Annotated in this window: 14 protein-coding genes and 3 pseudogenes; 8 read left to right on the top strand and 9 right to left on the bottom strand. The window is 60.2% G+C overall.

The window, feature by feature from the left end:
• Positions 1 to 3: 3 nt before the first annotated feature.
• The 6 genes and pseudogenes from agaV (at position 4) to EHO01S_RS11075 (ending at position 4,940) form a co-directional block, all read left to right on the top strand.
• Positions 4 to 486 carry a PTS N-acetylgalactosamine transporter subunit IIB gene (agaV, locus tag EHO01S_RS11100; protein WP_024524011.1) on the top strand — a complete coding sequence of 161 codons (483 nt, stop codon included), beginning with the start codon at positions 4 to 6 and terminating at the stop codon, positions 484 to 486.
• A 16-nt stretch (positions 487 to 502) separates the two neighbouring features.
• Positions 503 to 1,291, top strand: coding sequence for a PTS N-acetylgalactosamine transporter subunit IIC (gene agaW / locus EHO01S_RS11095; protein WP_024524010.1), 789 nt, complete (start codon positions 503 to 505; stop codon positions 1,289 to 1,291).
• Positions 1,281 to 2,174: a PTS system mannose/fructose/sorbose family transporter subunit IID gene (locus tag EHO01S_RS11090; protein WP_024524009.1), complete on the top strand. Its 894-nt coding sequence runs from the start codon at positions 1,281 to 1,283 to the stop codon at positions 2,172 to 2,174. Before agaW ends, EHO01S_RS11090 begins: the two co-directional genes overlap by 11 nt.
• A gap of 9 nt (positions 2,175 to 2,183) precedes the next feature.
• A pseudogene (gene agaF, locus EHO01S_RS17605) lies at positions 2,184 to 2,611 on the top strand (PTS galactosamine/N-acetylgalactosamine transporter subunit IIA).
• A gap of 110 nt (positions 2,612 to 2,721) precedes the next feature.
• Positions 2,722 to 3,503: pseudogene (locus EHO01S_RS17600) on the top strand (class II fructose-bisphosphate aldolase).
• A 102-nt stretch (positions 3,504 to 3,605) separates the two neighbouring features.
• Complete coding sequence (locus EHO01S_RS11075) at positions 3,606 to 4,940, top strand: polysaccharide deacetylase family protein (RefSeq protein WP_024524008.1); 1,335 nt, start codon at positions 3,606 to 3,608, stop codon at positions 4,938 to 4,940.
• A 119-nt stretch (positions 4,941 to 5,059) separates the two neighbouring features.
• On the opposite strand, the gene panD is transcribed toward EHO01S_RS11075, so the two are convergent.
• The 9 genes and pseudogenes from panD to thpR all read right to left on the bottom strand — a co-directional run bounded on the left by panD (position 5,060) and on the right by thpR (position 12,565).
• Positions 5,060 to 5,440, bottom strand: coding sequence for an aspartate 1-decarboxylase (gene panD, locus EHO01S_RS11070; RefSeq protein WP_024524007.1), 381 nt, complete (start codon positions 5,438 to 5,440; stop codon positions 5,060 to 5,062).
• A 132-nt stretch (positions 5,441 to 5,572) separates the two neighbouring features.
• A complete protein-coding gene (gene panC, locus EHO01S_RS11065; protein WP_024524006.1) occupies positions 5,573 to 6,433 on the bottom strand; it encodes a pantoate--beta-alanine ligase in 861 nt (286 codons plus the stop codon).
• Between the two features lie 59 nt (positions 6,434 to 6,492).
• Positions 6,493 to 7,287: a 3-methyl-2-oxobutanoate hydroxymethyltransferase gene (panB, locus tag EHO01S_RS11060; RefSeq protein WP_024524005.1), complete on the bottom strand. Its 795-nt coding sequence runs from the start codon at positions 7,285 to 7,287 to the stop codon at positions 6,493 to 6,495.
• A gap of 276 nt (positions 7,288 to 7,563) precedes the next feature.
• On the bottom strand, positions 7,564 to 8,076 hold the full coding sequence (gene folK / locus EHO01S_RS11055) for a 2-amino-4-hydroxy-6-hydroxymethyldihydropteridine diphosphokinase (protein ID WP_024524004.1): 513 nt from the start codon (positions 8,074 to 8,076) through the stop codon (positions 7,564 to 7,566).
• Entirely contained in the window at positions 8,073 to 9,479 is a 1,407-nt protein-coding gene (pcnB, locus tag EHO01S_RS11050; RefSeq protein ID WP_209437419.1) for a polynucleotide adenylyltransferase PcnB, read from the bottom strand. Before pcnB ends, folK begins: the two co-directional genes overlap by 4 nt.
• 139 nt (positions 9,480 to 9,618) lie before the next feature.
• Positions 9,619 to 10,545, bottom strand: coding sequence for a tRNA glutamyl-Q(34) synthetase GluQRS (gene gluQRS / locus EHO01S_RS11045; protein WP_024524002.1), 927 nt, complete (start codon positions 10,543 to 10,545; stop codon positions 9,619 to 9,621).
• A 121-nt stretch (positions 10,546 to 10,666) separates the two neighbouring features.
• Positions 10,667 to 11,122 carry an RNA polymerase-binding protein DksA gene (gene dksA, locus EHO01S_RS11040; protein ID WP_005282810.1) on the bottom strand — a complete coding sequence of 152 codons (456 nt, stop codon included), beginning with the start codon at positions 11,120 to 11,122 and terminating at the stop codon, positions 10,667 to 10,669.
• A 195-nt stretch (positions 11,123 to 11,317) separates the two neighbouring features.
• Positions 11,318 to 12,010, bottom strand: a pseudogene (gene sfsA / locus EHO01S_RS11035) (DNA/RNA nuclease SfsA); the annotation flags it as partial.
• A gap of 15 nt (positions 12,011 to 12,025) precedes the next feature.
• On the bottom strand, positions 12,026 to 12,565 hold the full coding sequence (gene thpR, locus EHO01S_RS11030; RefSeq protein WP_024524000.1) for an RNA 2',3'-cyclic phosphodiesterase: 540 nt from the start codon (positions 12,563 to 12,565) through the stop codon (positions 12,026 to 12,028).
• Positions 12,566 to 12,694: 129 nt separating this feature from the next.
• Between thpR and hrpB the strand changes: the two genes are divergently transcribed.
• Both hrpB and mrcB read left to right on the top strand, forming a co-directional pair.
• A complete protein-coding gene (gene hrpB, locus EHO01S_RS11025; RefSeq protein ID WP_024523999.1) occupies positions 12,695 to 15,130 on the top strand; it encodes an ATP-dependent helicase HrpB in 2,436 nt (811 codons plus the stop codon).
• Positions 15,131 to 15,213: 83 nt separating this feature from the next.
• Positions 15,214 to 17,700, top strand: a complete 2,487-nt coding sequence (gene mrcB, locus EHO01S_RS11020; RefSeq protein ID WP_024523998.1) for a bifunctional glycosyl transferase/transpeptidase — start codon at positions 15,214 to 15,216, stop codon at positions 17,698 to 17,700.
• The last annotated feature ends 135 nt before the right edge of the window (positions 17,701 to 17,835 follow it).

Here is a 17,835-nt window from a genome sequence, read left to right as displayed (position 1 = left end):
ATCATGTCGCAACCCAACATCCTAATGACCCGGATCGATAACCGCCTAGTACATGGGCAGGTCGGCATCACCTGGACCAATACCCTGGGTGCCAATCTAGTTTTGGTCGCTAACGATGCCGCCGCGGTCGATCCTATCCAACAGAATCTGATGGACATGGTGGTCGCCGACGGCGTACAGACCCGCTATTTCACGCTACAGAAGACCATCGATGTGATCCACAAGGCCGCAGAGCGTCAAAAGATCTTCCTGGTCTGTAAGACGCCTCAGGATGTGTTGACCCTGGTACGTGGCGGTGTCCCGATCCAGTTTGTCAATGTCGGCAATATGCATTTCTCTGAGGGAAAACGCCAGATCCACAAGACGGTCTCGGTCGATGACGCCGATGTGGCGGCCTTTCAGGCACTTGATGCGTTAGGTATCGCTTGCGAAATTCGGCGGGTACCAGATGAAGCCGGCGAGCCGATTAACCGGCTGTTGGGCTGAGTAGTGGAGGCGAATTATGTTAACCGATGCCTTGTTGATCGGGCTACTGGCGGGAATTGCCGGTATCGATCTGTTCGATGGTTTGACCCATATTCACCGTCCGGTGGTAATCGGCCCGCTGGTAGGGTTGATCTTGGGTGATGTGCATACCGGTCTGCTGGTCGGGGGAACGTTGGAGCTGGTGTGGATGGGGATGGTACCGCTAGCCGGCGCGCAACCGCCTAACGTCGTGATCGGTGGCGTGATCGGTACGGCTTTCGCCATCTTGACACACGCTGACCCCAAAGTGGCTATTGGGGTGGCGGTGCCCTTCTCCATCGCGGTACAAGGGGGTATCACACTGCTGTTTACCGCCTATTCGCCGATGATGCATCGCTGCGATGAGATGGTGAAAAATCTCAACTGGCGTGGTGTCGAATGGGTGAACTACGCCGGGTTGATGATCCTATTCTGTTTTTATTTCATCGTGGCTTTCCTGCCGATCTACTTTGGTGCTGATGTGGCCAGTGCCATGGTAGCGAAAGCGCCGACATGGTTATTGGACGGTCTCTCCGTCGCTGGCGGGATGATGCCCGCCATCGGCTTCTCTCTACTGATGAAGATCATGATGAAGAAGAGCTATGTGGCCTATTTCATTTTGGGGTTCATCTCGGTCACCTTCCTCAATATGCCGATTATCGCGGTGGCATTAGGGGCTCTGGCAATTGCCATGATCGACTTCTTTAACCGTACCCGTCATGACACGGCGTCGGTGCCGCGTGCGCACGCCTCTCAAAATCAGGAGATGGAAGAAGATGGCATTTAACGATAGCGATGATATACAACGAGCCAAGGCAGAGAAACACATGACGCAGGCGCTGGCCACCAGCCAAGTGGAGCGCGACGACTATGTCGACCAGACGCCGGGGCCGGCGTTGAGTCGGCGCGATATTAACATTATGGCCTTACGATCCCTATTATTGCAGGCCTCTTTTAACTACGAGCGTATGCAGGCTGGCGGCTGGTTGTACACGCTGATCCCAGGGTTGCGTAAGATCCACCGCAATCCGGAGGATCTAGCCAACTCGATGAAGATGCATATGGAGTTTATCAACGTCCACCCATTCGACGTGACCTTCCTCTCCGGTCTGGTACTGGCGATGGAGCGTGGTAAGGAGCGTATCGCCACCATCCGTGCGGTCAAGGTGGCCCTGATGGGACCGCTGGGCGGTATTGGCGACGCCTTATTCTGGTTGACACTATTGCCGATCTGCGCCGGCATCGGCGCGTCGCTGGCGTTAGAGGGAAGTCTGTTCGGGCCAGTGGTATTCCTACTGCTATTTAATGCGGTTCATTTCGCTCTGCGCTTCGGTCTAGCGCATTACGGCTACCGAGCAGGGACCCGTGCCTTGGTGTTACTGAAGATCCATACTAAGAACATCTCCCATGCTGCCTCGATCGTCGGCATGACGGTGATTGGGGCGCTGGTGGCCTCCTATGTGCATCTTTCGACGCCATTAGTGATGCAGGCGGGCAAGGCAACGGTAGCGTTGCAGAAGGAGGTGCTGGATAAGTTGATGCCCAATCTTCTGCCACTCTGCTTTACCCTATTGGTGTATTGGCTGATGAAGCGTGGCTATTCACCAATCAAGCTGATTGGGGTGACGGTGTTGATCGGCATTGCAGGGAAGTGGGGCGGCTTGCTCTAAGGAGGTCTCATGTTGGGCATCGTGATGACCGGGCATGGTTGTTTTGCCAGCGGCTTGCTACAAGGCGTGGAGCAGGTGGTGGGCCCCCAGATGCAGTGCCAGGCGGAGGGTATAAGTACGGTCGAATTGGCGCAGGCGTTAAATGCGGCGTGCCGCGCCTGTGACAGTGGGGAGGGCGTGGTGATCCTCAGCGTCTGTTGGGGGGCTCGCCGTTTCGCCAGGCGGCTCTGTTGGCTGCGTGTCATGGTTATGAAGTGCTGAGCGGTACCAATATGCAGTTGGCGGTAGAGATGATGCTTGAGCGTGAGGGGCTCAGTGCTGCTGAGTTTCGTGATCAGGCGCTGGCATGCGGGCGAAGGGGCGTGACCAGTCTGTGGCATGAGGGGCGTCATGAGCGGGCGCATGGCACCCAGCCCGAAGACACCGACGGTATCTAGGTGGGGGACATTAGCCTGGCCGGCAGCGAGATGAATCTGTGTCAAAGAATATGCGGAGAAGTGGGGAAAAGCATAATGTGCGGTGTATTCACTAAGGTAGGGGAAGCGTCATGTATCTGATTGCCAATCGTGAGATGTTATACCGCGCGCAGCGTGGGGGAGAGGCGGTACCAGCGTTTGACATTGATAAGCTGGAGACGCTCCAAGCGGTGACTGAGGCTGCCGCCGAGCTGGCCTTGCCGGTTGCCGGGTATGTTTAGCTATGTTGGTACTGGTAATCTGGTCGCTCTCTGTCGCTAGGCCGCTGCCCGCCACAACTTGCCGTTGGCCTTGCACCTAGATAACCATATATCGCTTGCCGATATCGTTACCAAGGTACGCGCTGGCGTGTGCTCGGTTTTTCCAGCAGCTTTTTGCTAAGAAGATGGCTACGGTGGTGGAAGTAGTGCGCTTTTGCCAGCGTTATGGCGTTAGTGTGGAGGCGGAGTTGGGGCGTTTAGGCGGTCAGGAAGATGACGTACAACTCGATGCGGCGGCGAGTCAACTGACCGATCTCGAGGCTACCGCCCAATTCGTCACGCGTAGTGAGCCCGATTCTTTGGCGGTGGCGAGCGGTTCGGCGCACAGATTGTATCGGGGCATGCCGCACCTTGACTTCACTCGCCTGGCGGCGATCTGCCAACGGGGGACGATCCCGCAGGTGCGTGAGGCGATCGCCTTAGTGAGCAGCAAGGTGTGTATGGCGACGGAGTGCGCCGACACGTTAAAGCGGTATTTCAAGAATCCCCCTGAGGCGAATGCTCTCCGCCAATATATGACGGTGGGGAAACAGACGAGGCGTGAGGTGATCGCCGAGAAGATCGGGCTTTGTGGGAGCGCCGGGCGCGTGTAACGCTCGATAGCGAGCTGCGTCGATTTTGGCCCGTGTCGCCTGCGCGTGTTATGCTGAAAACATCACTCATTGGGCAGTGGATGCCCCATATTGATTGTTTTCATGTATAAGTTTTTCCTCTTGCTCGGACTTGCTTTGTTCACGTCGCTTCCCGCGTTGGCACGACCATCGGTGCCATCGTCGTTGCCTACGCCGGACCCGATGGCTGCTCGCTATATGGTCACTACCCGTGACAGTACGATCTATTCGCCAGTCGGCGATCGCATCATCCCGGTCGCTCGCCTCCAGGCGGGGACACTGCTCGACGTGCAGCCGGATGAGAAAGGCTACTTTATCTTTCGTTTCGCCAATGCCAGCGGCTTTATCGCCCGTGATGTGTTAAGTGCGGCGGCGCCACCTCTACCCGCGGCGCGGGATGTGGCGTTGCTGCACCGTAACAGCCGGGATTACCTGCTGACGTTGCATCCGGTAAGCGTCTATGCGCGCGCCGACTCTCAGGCGCCGCTATTGGCGACCCTCGCCGCCAACCTGCGTTATCCTATTCTGACCCGGGAGACCGATACGACGGGGCTGCGTTGGATGGTGATCAATCTGGGCGGACGTCTGGCCTATGTGCGTGCCGATGAGGTCGAACTGGATAACGGCATTCCGATCCTTACCTACCATCACATCCTGCGTAACCGAGATAATCGGCGCTTCCGCCATACCTCGACGACCACCTCGGTCGAGGCCTTCGACCGCCAGATGGCCTACCTGCGCCAGGCGGGTTATCTGACTATCTCCCTCTACCAGTTGGAGGGCTATTTGCGTGGTAATGAAAATCTCCCGGCGCGGGCGGTGGCCCTGACGTTTGACGATGGGCTGAAGTCGGTTTACCGCTATGCCTATCCGATTCTGAAGAAAAACGGTCAGCGAGCGACGGCGTTTATCATCTCCTCGCGTATTAAGCGCCACCCACAGCCGTGGGACCCTAATGGCTTGCAGTTTATGAGCCTGTCGGAGCTGCGCGCCATCCAGTCGGTATTCGACATTCAGTCGCACACCCATTTTCTGCATCGTCTCTCGGCGAATAAACGCCCGATCCTGTTACAGCGCAGCCAACACAACATCCTGTTCGACTTCGCGCGTTCGCGTCGCGCCTTAACGCAGTTTAATCCGCATGTTCAGTATCTCTCTTATCCCTTTGGCGCCTTCAATCGTAAAGCGATCGAGGCGGCGCACCAGGCAGGCTACCACATGGCGGTGACCACCATGCGCGGCAAGGTACGGCGTGGCGATAACCCCTACACCCTGAAGCGACTGTATGTGTTGCGGACTGATTCGGTGCAGACCATGGCGCGCTTGATCGCCAATCGGCCGCAGGATGTGCCGCCGGTCGATACGCCGGTGCCTATCCGTCTACCGCCGTTGATGCAGAGCGTTATGCCACTGGATTAATGGGACGCGATGCCGGGACGAGGCGGGGCGGCATGTGACCTGAGGGGAGGGCGAGATGGTGTTGCCGACAGAACCCGGCGGGAAGCTAGACTGCGGAGCCTAAGCCCCGCAGCCGGCGATCAGGCGACCTGAACCGGGACGGATTTGGCCAGACGTTTCATCTGGTTGTCCCCTTCGAAATAGGCCACTTTCGGGTGATGAGTACGGGCCTGCTCGTCGGACATCTGCACATAGCTACAGATGATCAGCTTGTCGCCGACACAGGCGCAGCGTGCGGCGGCGCCATTGACGGAGATGATTTTCGAGCCGGGTTCGGCGGCGATAGCGTAGGTGGAGAAGCGCTGACCGTTATCGACGTTGTAGATGTCGATGGCCTCATATTGCAGGATACCGGCCGCGTCCATAAAATCCTGATCGATAGCACAGGAGCCTTCATAATCCAGGTCGGACTGGGTGACTTTCACGCGGTGCAGTTTGCCCTGTAGCATTGTACGTACCATAGTGTAATACCTGTCATCATCGTAATGGAGCCGCCGAGCGGCCCGGTAAAAAATATGCCGTAAACCACCCATTCGTATCGGCGGTTTACGCCATGGTTGCGCATTTGCTCGTCGCTGTCTAGCCGCCAGGCATTACGCGTCGGCGTTAAGCGGCACGCGCACGTTGTCGATCAGGCGTGCCTGGCCCAGCCATGCGGCCATCAACACGATCGCCGACCGGGTCTCTAGCGTCACCTCGCCGAGGGTATCTGCGTCGCGGATGAACAAGACGTCGGGACGGAAGCCCGCCTGGCGCAGACGCCCTGCGGTCTGCTCCAGCAGTTCATCCAGATTGCGTTCGCCGTTTTCCAATTGATTGGCCAACTGCATCATGATGTTATACAAACGGGGCGCTAGGCGGCGTTCGTCGCTGTTGAGGTAGCCATTGCGTGAACTCAGCGCCAGGCCATCGTCGCCGCGCACGATGGGCACACCGATGATGTCGATCCCATACCCCATGTCCGCCACCAGCTTGCGGATCAGCTGGAGCTGCTGGTAGTCCTTCTCGCCGAAGCAGGCCAGATCCGGTTGCACCAGGTTAAACAGCTTGCTGACAATGGTGGCGACGCCGCGGAAGTGACCCGGGCGGCTCTCACCTTCGAGGATGGTGGAGAGGGCAGGAACGTCGACATAGGTTTGCTGCCCGATGCCCTGCGGGTAGATCTCGTCGGCGGCCGGGGCGAAGACCAGATCCACCCCATTGCGGTTTAGCTTCTCGCAGTCCTCTTGCAGGGTGCGTGGGTAGCGCGCCAGATCGTCGGGGCGATCGAACTGCATCGGGTTGACGAACACCGATACGATCACCACATCGGCTCGGGCGCGCGCTTCGCGCACCAGCGTCATGTGTCCCTCATGCAGGTTACCCATGGTCGGCACCAGCGCAATACGTTTCCCCTCCTGGCGCCAGCGGCGTACTTCGCGGCGCAACAGCGGGATAGTCTCGATAATCAGCACAGCTTGTTCTCCAGCAGATAAAAAGGGCGGCTTTGCGAAGCCACCCGACGGGATGTTACTCAGTTAAAGGTATGTTCGTCGCCGGGGAATTGCCCCTGCTCGACGGCATCGACGTAGCGGCGCACCGCCGCGCGGATGTCACCACCGTCGGCCAAGAAATTCTTCACGAAGCTCGGCATGCGTCCGCTGCTGATCCCCAGGGCATCATGCATCACCAGGATCTGGCCGTCGGTCTCTCGGCCGGCACCGATGCCGATCACCGGGATACGCAGCGCCTGGGTGATGGTCTTGGCAACCACGGACGGGACACACTCCAATACCAGCAGTTGGGCGCCCGCGCCTTCCAGGGCTAAGGCATCGGACAACAGCTGATCCGCCGTATCTTGATCGCGTCCTTGTACGCGGTAACCACCGAGAATATTGACGGACTGAGGCTGTAGCCCCAGGTGGCCGCATACCGGCACCGCCCGCTCAGTCAACATCCGCACGGTGTCGCTCAGCCAGGCGCCCCCCTCCAACTTGACCAGATTGGCCCCGGCACGCATCAGTTCGGCGGCGTTGGCGCAAGCCTGTTCTGGCGTGGCGTAAGACATGAATGGCATATCGGCCATCAACAGGCAGTTCGGCGCGCCACGGCGTACTGCTCGGGTATGGTAGGCGATATCCGCCACCGTCACCGGCAGGGTGGTGTCATAGCCCTGTAGGGTCATCCCCAGCGAGTCCCCGACCAGCATCACATCGATGCCCTGCTCGGCGAACAGCCGGGCGAAGCTGGCATCGTATGCGGTGATCGTGGCGAACTTATGCTTTTCCTGCTTGCGCTTACGCAGGAGTGATAGCGTGGTTGGCGTCATCACTGTCTCCCATTGTCGACCGGCCAACGGCCGGGCAAATAAAGTTGGGCGCTACGCTGTCATCGTCTGCGGCAGCGCTCGCCATGGTGTACGGCGCCGTCGCTGACGGACACCCTGCTGGCGTATTCTACTGCAAGAAAAACGATTGCGGTGGAGATGAGATCAAGCAAACACATCACTTTTTGTGTTTTGTTTTGCCGCGGAAAACGGGCTTGAGGCGGCAGGACGGGGCGTAGAAAACCACCGCCCCACACCGTGAGGTGGCGGGGCGAGGACTCAGGACGACGGCGTGGCGTCAGTCTGGGGGGGCAACACGATGAGATCGTCACCGTCGCCGAGACGGGCGATGGCCGCACGCAGTGTCTCCCCCGTCGGGAATACGAGATCGGGGGCGATCTCGGCCAGCGGTAGCAACATGAAGCGGCGATTCATCATGTCATAGTGGGGCACGGTCAACCGCTCGCTGGCGATCACCTGACTGCCGAATAGCATGATGTCGATATCCAGGGTACGCGGTCCCCAGCGTTCGGCTTTCCGCTCCCGGCCATGGGACAGCTCGATATGTTGGGTGCAATCCAGTAACGCCTCCGCCGCCAACGTGGTGTCGAGCGCAACGGCGGCATTGATATAATCCGGTTGCTCTTGAGGTCCGAGTGGGCGGGTACGGTACAGCGAGGAGACCGCCGCTAACTGGCAGTGCGGCAGCGCTGCCAGCGCCTGGATGGCCTGGCACACCTGGCGTTGCGGATCGGCCAGATTGCTGCCCAACGCCAGATAGACACGGGTCATGCGCCGCTTCCCTCGCGACGTGGCGCGCGACGTCGCGGCCGTCGACGGCGACGAGCGCCGGCATTGCTCTCCCCCTCGTCATCCAGCGTACTGACCATCGCCTTCTGCTGCGAGACGCTGGCGAGCTGGAAGGAGCCCCACCAGTCGGCCAAGCGTTGTAACTCGGCGCTTCGCTCTGCCTCAGCGCGCAGGACTAACAGATCGTAGGCGGCGCGAAACTTGGGCTGCTCCAATAGCTTGTGGGCGCGTTTGCCCTGGCGGCGCGACAGGCGCAGCTGTAGGGCCCAGATATCGCGGATCAGCGCGGTAATGCGTTTGGGGATCGCCAGCGAACGACATTGTTCGTCCAGAATGTCATTCATCGCCAAGGCGAAGGCATCATGATAGGTCAGCCCTCCCTCTTGGGTTATCTTCTGCGCCAGCTCGATCAGCGGATACCACAGCATGGCGGCGAACAGGAACGCCGGATTGACGCGCATGTCGTTCTGGATACGCTGATCGGTGTTTTTCAGCACCTGCGCCAGAATATTCTCCAGCGGGCTGTCGCCGTCGGGGGTAAAGTGGCGGCAGATCACCGGGAACAGCGGTTGGAATAACTGGTATTCGCGCAGCTTGAGATAGGTCTCATAGCCATAGCCCGCTTGTAGCAGCTTCAGCGCCTCTTCAAACAGACGGGCGGCCGGGATGTCGCGCAGTAGCGGTGCTAGGCGCGCGATCGGGGCGGCGGTTTCCGGGCTAATGTCCATCTGTAGTTTGGCGGCGAAACGTACCGCTCGCAGCATCCGCACCGGATCTTCGCGGTAGCGCGTCTCAGGATCGCCGATCAGACGGATCAGGCCGGCGCGCAGATCGTTCAGGCCGCCGGTATAGTCACGCACTGTGAAGTCGGCCACGCTGTAGTACAGGCTGTTAATGGTGAAATCGCGGCGTTGGGCGTCTTCCTCGATGTTGCCGTAGACATTATCGCGCAGCAGCATGCCGTTCTTGCCCTGTTGGGCGATGTTCTTGCCCTCGTCGGCGTGCTCGTGATGGCCTCGGAAGGTGGCGACCTCGATGATTTCCGGGCCGAACATGACGTGGGCCAGGCGGAAGCGACGCCCGACCAGACGGCAGTTGCGAAATAGTTTCCGCACCTGTTCCGGGGTGGCGTTGGTGGTCACGTCGAAATCTTTCGGGCGTTTGCCCAATAGCAGATCGCGTACGCCGCCGCCGACCAGATAGGCGTCGAAACCCGATTTATTCAGGCGATATAGAACCTTCAGCGCATTTTCGCTGATCTGCTGGCGTGAGATCGTGTGCTGATCGCGCGGGATCACGCTCAGATGGGAGGACTCTGGCTCCGGTGCGCTGTCCGTCTCGCGGTTTAACACTCTACGGCAAAAGTTGGCGACTCGGGTAAAAATGGTACACCTCGATAGTGTCTGGTAAATAGCTCCGTCATCGCTCGGGCGGTCGCGTCGGCACGCAGGCCGACGGGCTCATCCAGGGCCTGTCGCAGGCGATGGGGCATGATATGCAGAAAAATAAGCGGCTAATCATAGCTCACGTAGGGGAATTTGAGAATGGTGCAGACGGAATCGTTGCCGGCGTTGTGGCATTTAGCGGTACATTTTCCAAGCGCCAGGTCGCGACGGCATGCGCTAATAGCGCCTCGGTCGACAGATCGCGCAGCGCCGCGGGATGCGGTTGGCCGAGGAAGGCCAGAGCCTGCAACAACAGCGGACGGGGATCGTGCAACGGAATCGGCTGCGCGTGATTCTGCTTGGAGAGTTTATTGCCATCATCGTTGAGGGCTAACGGTAGATGCAGGTAGGCCGGCGCCTGCCAGCCTAGCTGACGATATAACGCGATCTGACGCACCGTCGGCGCAATCAGATCGGCGCCACGCACGATCTCATTAACCCCTTGATCGTGATCGTCCACCACCACCGCCAGGTTATAGGCGAACAGTCCATCCTTGCGGTGAATGATGAAGTCCTCACCAGCCAGCGCGGCGTCGGCGTCGAGCCAGCCACGCAATTGGTCGTAGAAGCGGTAGACCGGTTGGGTCTGGCGCAGACGTAGCGCCGCCTGCTGTGGCCCAAGGCCTAGCGAGCGGCAGTGACCGTCATAGACACCGCCCAGCGCGTGGATGCGTTGGCGGGTACAGCGGCAGTAGTAGGCCAGTCCTTGTTGATGCAGACGCGCGAGGATGGCGCGATAGGCGTCGTGGCGTTGTGACTGATACAGCACCTCGCCATCCCAGTGCAGACCGTAGTGCTCCAGGGTTCGTAGGATGCGCCCAGCGGCGCCCGGAACCTCCCGTGGCGGATCGATATCCTCGATGCGTACCAGCCAGCGGCCACCACAGGCGCGCGCGCGCAGGTAGCTGCCGAGCGCGGTAATCAACGAGCCGAAGTGTAGATCGCCAGAGGGAGAAGGGGCGAAACGGCCCACATAGCCTGACGGAATAGGGTGAGAATATGACATTTTTTGCAACGACATGTACACCGGGGAAAAGCCCGGATCGTCAACGCGCCCCCAAGCGACCAGGATGTCATTGGTCGCCGGGGGCAAGGATGGAACACTCGTCTCTGGAGTCCTGGCGAGGTCAGCCCGCCATCTGTTTTTCGCGGATTTCGGCCAGTGTCTTACAATCGATGCACAGATCGGCAGTCGGGCGCGCTTCTAAGCGGCGGATACCGATCTCGACGCCACAGGATTCGCAGAAGCCGAAGTCGTCATCTTCGATTTTCTGTAGGGTCTTCTCGATTTTTTTGATCAGCTTACGTTCGCGATCGCGGTTACGCAGTTCCAGACTGAACTCCTCCTCCTGGGTCGCGCGGTCGGCGGGATCCGGGAAGTTGGCAGCCTCTTCCTGCATATGGGATACGGTACGATCCACTTCATCCCTGAGCTGGTTACGCCATGCCTCAAGAATTCGCTTGAAGTGCGCCAACTGGGCTTCGTTCATGTACTCTTCGCCCGGTTTTTCTTGATACGGCTCCACCCCAGCAATGGCGAGAATGCTCAAGGACGACGGTTTACGGTTTTGCCCTTCTTGCATGCTGCTTCTCCTAATAACACGCATTAGCGATCCCCAAATGGGGGAAAAAATCAGGCCGCTATAAATAGCAGATGCGCTAGAGGTTGGCAATTATTCCTGCCTACGGCTTGACAAGGGTGTGAAGGGCGGCGTATTTAGCCGCGATTCCCCTTTTTCGCCGTGATTCTCCGCGCCAGAGCACCCTGACGATTCAAACGGCAGCGGCTGTGTCAAGGTAATACCGTTCGGCGTTATCCGCGCCGCGTAACAGATTACCTCTACCCCGAGATCGCCTGCTTGGGCCAATAGTTGCGCATAGTGAGGATCGATGTGGCGGGCCGCCCGCACACGCTCAATACCACTGTGCAGCACGGCGAAAAACAGCACCGCGCGTGCACCACTTTGCACCTGTTGCTGCAACTCCCGCAGATGCTTCTGCCCACGGCTACTGACTGCATCGGGAAAGTAGCCACACCCTTGTTGCAGCAGGGTGACCGACTTCACCTCAATATAGCAGTCGGGACGATCTTCCGCCTGTAATAACAAGTCGATGCGGCTATTTTCTGTACCATAACACACCTCGCGGCGTAGTTTGGTATAACCGGACAATTCCGCGATGCGTCGCTCGGTGAGCGCCTCGTGAAGTAAGGCATTGGCGCGCTGGGTATTGACGCAAATCCATGCTCCCGTCTGGCTTTCGGTTAACTCCCAGGTCGCAGGGTATTTACGCCGCGGGTTGTCCGAGATGGAGTACCACACAGTGTCGCCCGGCGTGGCACAGCCGGTCATGGCTCCGGTATTGGCGCAATGCAGTGTGAAGATCTGGCCGTCGGGACGACGCACATCGGCCAAGAAACGTTTGTAGCGTTTAATCAGGGTGGCGGATTGTAGAGGCGAGGTAAACTCCATAGGGCTTCCTGTCGATTATTGTGCGGCGTTGTGGCGTTGTAGGGGCCAACTGGCCAGTGACTGATAGTGGGTGCGCCCCTGAATGCGCTGTGAGCGGAAGAGGGCGAACTGCGTCATCTCGACTTGCCAACGGAAATTGGCCGCGGGGATGGCGACCGGCTGATAGGCGTGGCGCAGCAGGGTAATGTGTGGATGAAAGGGCAATGCGTTTTGCTGGCAGCCACAGCGGGCGGCTTGCGAGCGCAGCAGTTCGGCCAACTGAATCAATCCACGCGGTGCCCGGCGTAACCCGAGCCACACCACCCCGGCGCGCGGCCACTGCCCGGCATCATCCAGCGTCAGGCTAAACGGTGCCTGGCGGATACGTTCGGCACCGGCAATGAGTTGCCGCTGTTGCGCCGGGCCGACGTCGCCGAGAAAAGCCAGGGTCAAGTGCAGATTGGCGGCGGCGATCGGCCGCCCGGCCTCCGGCGGAAAATGCTGCGCGCGCCACTGGATCAACGATTGCTGTAGCGTCGCCGGCAGGGCGAGGGCGAAAAAAAGGCGTTGCGACATGATGGGTTCCCGTTAACGGCATCGCCCGATGCTACAATGCGCGGCAGCAATTGTTAATAGGTGTGGGGCGGCGTGGCCAGATGGTGCGCACGCCGGTCGCCCATACCCCTGAAGAGAGTGGAGTCCCGCGTGTCCTTATTACCCGTCGCCGCCGTCTTGCCCGAGCTGCTCGCCGCCTTGCAATCGGCCCCGCAGGTGCTGCTTAACGCCCCGACCGGGGCGGGCAAATCGACCTGGCTGCCGTTGCAGTTATTACACCATCCGGCGCTACAGGGGCGCATCATCATGTTAGAGCCACGGCGACTGGCCGCGCGTAGCGTGGCGCATCGCCTGGCGCAACAGTTGGGGGAGCCGTTGGGCGAGACGGTCGGTTACCGGATGCGCGGTGAGAAACGTGTCGGGCCGCGCACCCGTTTAGAGGTGGTGACAGAAGGCGTGCTGACTCGCATGTTACAGCGCGATGCGTTGCTGGAGGGGGTCGCGTTGGTGATCCTGGATGAGTTCCATGAGCGCAGCCTACAGGCGGACTTGGCCTTGGCCTTATTGTTGGATGTGCAGTCCGGCCTGCGTGACGATCTCCGTCTCCTGATCATGTCGGCGACGCTGGACGATGCACGCCTGCGCACCCTGTTGCCCGCTGCACCGACCATTGTCTCCGCCGGGCGCAGTTACCCGGTGGCGCGTCACTATCATCCCGTTTCGCCCCATGAGCGCATTGAGCAGGCGGCGGCGAGCGCGGTGCTTAATCTGATGAGGCGCGAGTCTGGCTCGTTACTGCTGTTTCTGCCCGGCGTCGGCGAGATCCGTCGTTGCGCGGCGTTGTTGCAGGAAAGCGTGGCGGCGGATACCGACATTTGCCCGCTGTATGGCGCGTTATCGCTGGCCGAACAACAGCGAGCCATCGATCCCGCGCCGCCGGGACGGCGTAAGATCGTCTTGGCGACCAATATCGCCGAAACCAGCCTGACCATCGATGGCATCCGCCTGGTGGTCGACAGCACCTTGGAGCGCAGCAGTCAGTTTGATGTCCGTAGTGGCCTGACGCGTCTGGTAACCCAGCGCGCCAGTCAGGCGGCGATGACTCAGCGCGCCGGGCGTGCCGGGCGTCTGAGCGCGGGGATCTGTTGGCACTTAGTGTCGGCGGAGCAGGCCGAGCGCGCCAGCGACTACGCGCAGGCGGAGATCTTACGCAGTGATCTCAGCGCATTGTGGTTAGAGCTGCTCAATTGGGGCTGCCGGGAGGCCGGACAGCTCGCCTGGCTGGATAGTCCGCCAACGGCCGCATTGGGCGCGGCCCAACGTCTACTTCAACAGCTGGGTGCCGTAGACGGTCAGGGCGCGTTGAGTCCCTTGGGGCGCGAAATGGCGCGCATCGGCAGCGAGCCGCGTTTGGCGGCGATGCTGTGCGCCGCGCGTGAGGCGGGCGATGCGGCGTTGGCCTGTGCCGCTTTGCTGGCGGCGATCATCGAAGAACCGCCGCGTCAAGGGGAGAGCGATCTGCGTCAAGCGTTGTACCACCCACAGCCGCACTGGCGTCAACGTGCCGCTCAGTTGGTGACGCGCCTCGGCGGACGGGGGGGACCGGCGGATCTCGATGCGGCGGCACGGTGGTTGGCCCATGCCTATCCCGATCGTATCGCGGCCGCCCGTGGTCAGGATGGCCGTTATCTGTTGGCCAACGGTCTGGGCGCGGCGTTGGCGGCGGATGATGCCCTAGGACGCATGCCGGGGCTGATCGCCGCCAGCTTGTTGCAGGGCGCCGCCGGTGGCGAGCCACGAATCTTACTGGCCTTACCCTGTGACATTGAGCAGCTGGCGAACCAGTTGCCCCATTTGGTCAGCGAGGAAACCGGGGTCGAATGGGATGAGGCGAAAGGCACGTTGCGCGCCTGGCGGCGTGTCCAATTGGGGCGTCTGGTGTTGCGCGCCCAGCCATTGGCGCGCCCCGATGAGGCGACGCTGGCGCAGGCACTGTTGGCGTGGGTACGAACGCAAGGGATCGCAGCGCTCGCCTGGGACGAGGCGGCGACACAACTGCGTCTGCGTCTGTGTTGTGCGCGCCAGTGGCTGCCGGAACAGCATTGGCCGGCGGTCGACGATGACAGCCTATTGGCTACGCTAGAGCAGTGGTTGCTTCCCTCGCTACATGGGGTGCGGGATCTGCGCGCCCTGCGCCAGATCGATCTGGCGGCGGCGCTGTTGCGGCTGCTCGACTGGAACACGCGTCAGCGGCTGGATAGTGAGCTGCCGACTCATTACACTGTGCCGACCGGATCGCGCCTGGCGATCCGTTACTTTAGCGATAAACCGCCAGTGCTGGCGGTGCGCTTACAGGAGATGTTCGGTGAACGTCAGAGCCCACGCATCGCCCAAGGGCGGGTGGCCTTGGTGTTGGAGCTGCTCTCGCCGGCTCAGCGCCCCTTGCAGATCACCCGTGATCTGGCAGGATTCTGGCAAGGCGCCTATCGTGAAGTACAGAAAGAGATGAAAGGGCGCTATCCCAAGCACGTCTGGCCGGACGATCCGGCCAACGCACAGCCAACGAGGCGCACCAAACGGCATTAAATTCAGAGCTTTTCCCTGTTATCGGCGGGGAAGTGAGCGCATATTAGGCGGTTTACGCCGTAGCACAGCCGGAGAAACAGGATATGTCTGGGGACGATCGCCAGCCAATCGGGCGTAAAGGAAAAAAACGGGCTCCCTTGCCAGCGCGCCAGGGGCTCTCTCGCCGTCGCCGCCGTGACCAGGAGGATGACTATGACGAGGATGACCAGGCGCTCAATGAGCGCGATGACGATGAGTATGACGATGACGAGGATGATGTGGCGCGTAAACAGCTAAAACGTTCACGCCGACGCCGTGTATGGTGGTTGCTGTTCCGTTTGGCGCTGGTGGCGCTGGTGGTGATCGGTGCCTACGGCGTCTATCTTGATCAGCAGATCCGCAGCCGTATTGACGGTAAGGTCTGGCAATTGCCGGCGGCAGTGTATGGCCGGATGGTCAGCCTTGAGCCGGGGATGAACTACAGCAAGAAAGAGATGATCAACCTGCTGGAAGGGATGCAGTACCGTGAGGTCAACCGCATCACGCGTCCCGGTGAGTTCACTGTGGCGGGCAACAGCATCGACATGCTGCGTCGTCCTTTCGATTTTCCCGATGGTAAAGAGGGGCAGATCCATGCCCGTCTGGTGTTCGATGCCAGTGGCTTGAGCGACATTATCAACCTGGAAAATAAGCGCCAGTTTGGTTTCTTCCGCCTCGATCCCCGCTTGATCACCATGCTGCAATCGCCCAACGGCGAGCAGCGGTTGTTCGTGCCGCGCAATGGCTTCCCGACGCTGTTGGTGGATACCCTGCTGGCGACGGAAGATCGTCACTTCTATCAGCACGACGGCATTAGCCTCTACTCGATCGGTCGCGCCTTGTTGGCGAACCTGACCGCCGGCCGCACGGTGCAGGGGGGCAGTACCCTGACGCAACAGTTGGTCAAGAACCTGTTCCTGAGCAACGAGCGCTCCTTGTGGCGTAAGGCGAACGAGGCCTATATGGCGTTGATCCTTGACTATCGCTACAGCAAGGACCGCATCCTCGAGCTGTACCTGAACGAGGTGTACCTCGGCCAGAGCGGCAACGATCAGATCCGCGGCTTCCCGCTGGCGAGCCTTTACTACTTTGGTCGTCCGGTGGAGGAGTTGAGCCTGGATCAGCAGGCGCTGTTGGTCGGCATGGTTAAAGGCGCCTCACTGTATAACCCGTGGCGTAATCCTAAACTGGCGTTGGAGCGGCGCAACGTGGTGCTGCACCTGTTGCTGGAGCAGAAGATCATCGATCAGGATCTGTACAACATGCTCAGCGCTCGCCCGCTCGGGGTACAGCCGAAGGGGGGGGTGATCTCGCCGCAACCGGCCTTTATGCAGTTGGTACGTCAGGAGTTGCAGGCCAAGCTGGGCGATAAGGTACAGGATCTCTCCGGCGTGAAGATCTTTACCACCCTCGATCCGGTGTCGCAGGACGCCGCGGAGAAGGCGGTCGAGACCGGCATCCCTGCGCTGCGTGCTGCGCGGCATCTGAATGACCTGGAGGCGGCGATGGTGGTGGTCGATCGCTTCAGCGGCGAGGTACGCGCCATGGTGGGCGGTGCTCAGACCCAGTTCGCAGGCTTTAACCGCGCGCTGGATGCCCGCCGCTTGATCGGCTCGTTGGCCAAGCCGCCAACCTATCTGACGGCGTTGGCTGAGCCGGACCAGTATCGTCTCAATACGCCGTTACAGGATCAGCCGCTGTCGATCAAACTCTCCAACGGCACCTATTGGGAGCCGAAGAACTACGATCGCCAGTATCGTGGTCAGGTGATGTTGATGTCGGCGTTAGCGCAATCCCTTAACGTGCCGACGGTGAACCTGGGGATGGCGCTGGGACTGGATAAAATCAGTGCGACCTGGCAACGGTTGGGGGTACCGAAGACGGTTATCGATCCAGTGCCGGCGATGCTGCTGGGGGCGATCAACCTGACGCCGATGGAGGTGGCGCAGGCTTATCAGACCATCGCCGCTGGCGGTAATCGGGCGACCCTGTCGGCGCTGCGCTCGGTGATCGCCGAGGACGGTACGGTGTTGTACCAGAGCCTGCCGCAGGCGCAGAGCGTGGTGGCGCCGCAGGCCGCCTACCTGACGCTGTATGCGATGCAGCAAGGGGTGGTGAGTGGGACTTCGCGCTCGCTGGCCGGCAAGTTTGGCCGTTATCATCTGGCGGCTAAGACCGGGACCACCAACGATCTGCGTGATAGCTGGTTCGCCGGCATCGACGGCAAAGAGGTGGCGATCACCTGGGTTGGCCGCGACAATAATGGCCCCTCCAAGTTGACCGGGGCCAGTGGCGCCTTGACGCTCTATCGCCGCTATCTGGAGAACCAGACGCCGCTGGCGCTGGATCTGGTGCCGCCGCAGGGGATCAGTATGGTGGGTATCGATGCCGCCGGTAACTTCCAGTGCGGCAGCGCGCAGACCATTCCGGTCTGGAGCGATGATCCGCAGGCGTTGTGTCGTGCGTCGTCGACATCGGCCTCGGGTAGCGCGCCAGCACAGCGTGGTGACGGCGTGGCTAGCTGGATAAAGGAGATGTTCGGCAGCAATTGAGTCGTCGTGCAACATACTCGAAAGGGCCTCCCATGGGAGTAATGCCGATCAGTTAAGGATCGGTTGACCGATCCAGTGGCGGTGTAAGAATCCGGAAATGCTCACCCGTTTCCGGATTTTTTTTATGCACATTTG

Source organism: Edwardsiella hoshinae NBRC 105699 = ATCC 33379 (assembly GCF_000474215.1).
Lineage (GTDB): Bacteria > Pseudomonadota > Gammaproteobacteria > Enterobacterales > Enterobacteriaceae > Edwardsiella > Edwardsiella hoshinae.
The sequence above is the reverse complement of the archived record's forward strand: the minus strand, read 5'-3'. Positions and strand labels throughout refer to the sequence as shown.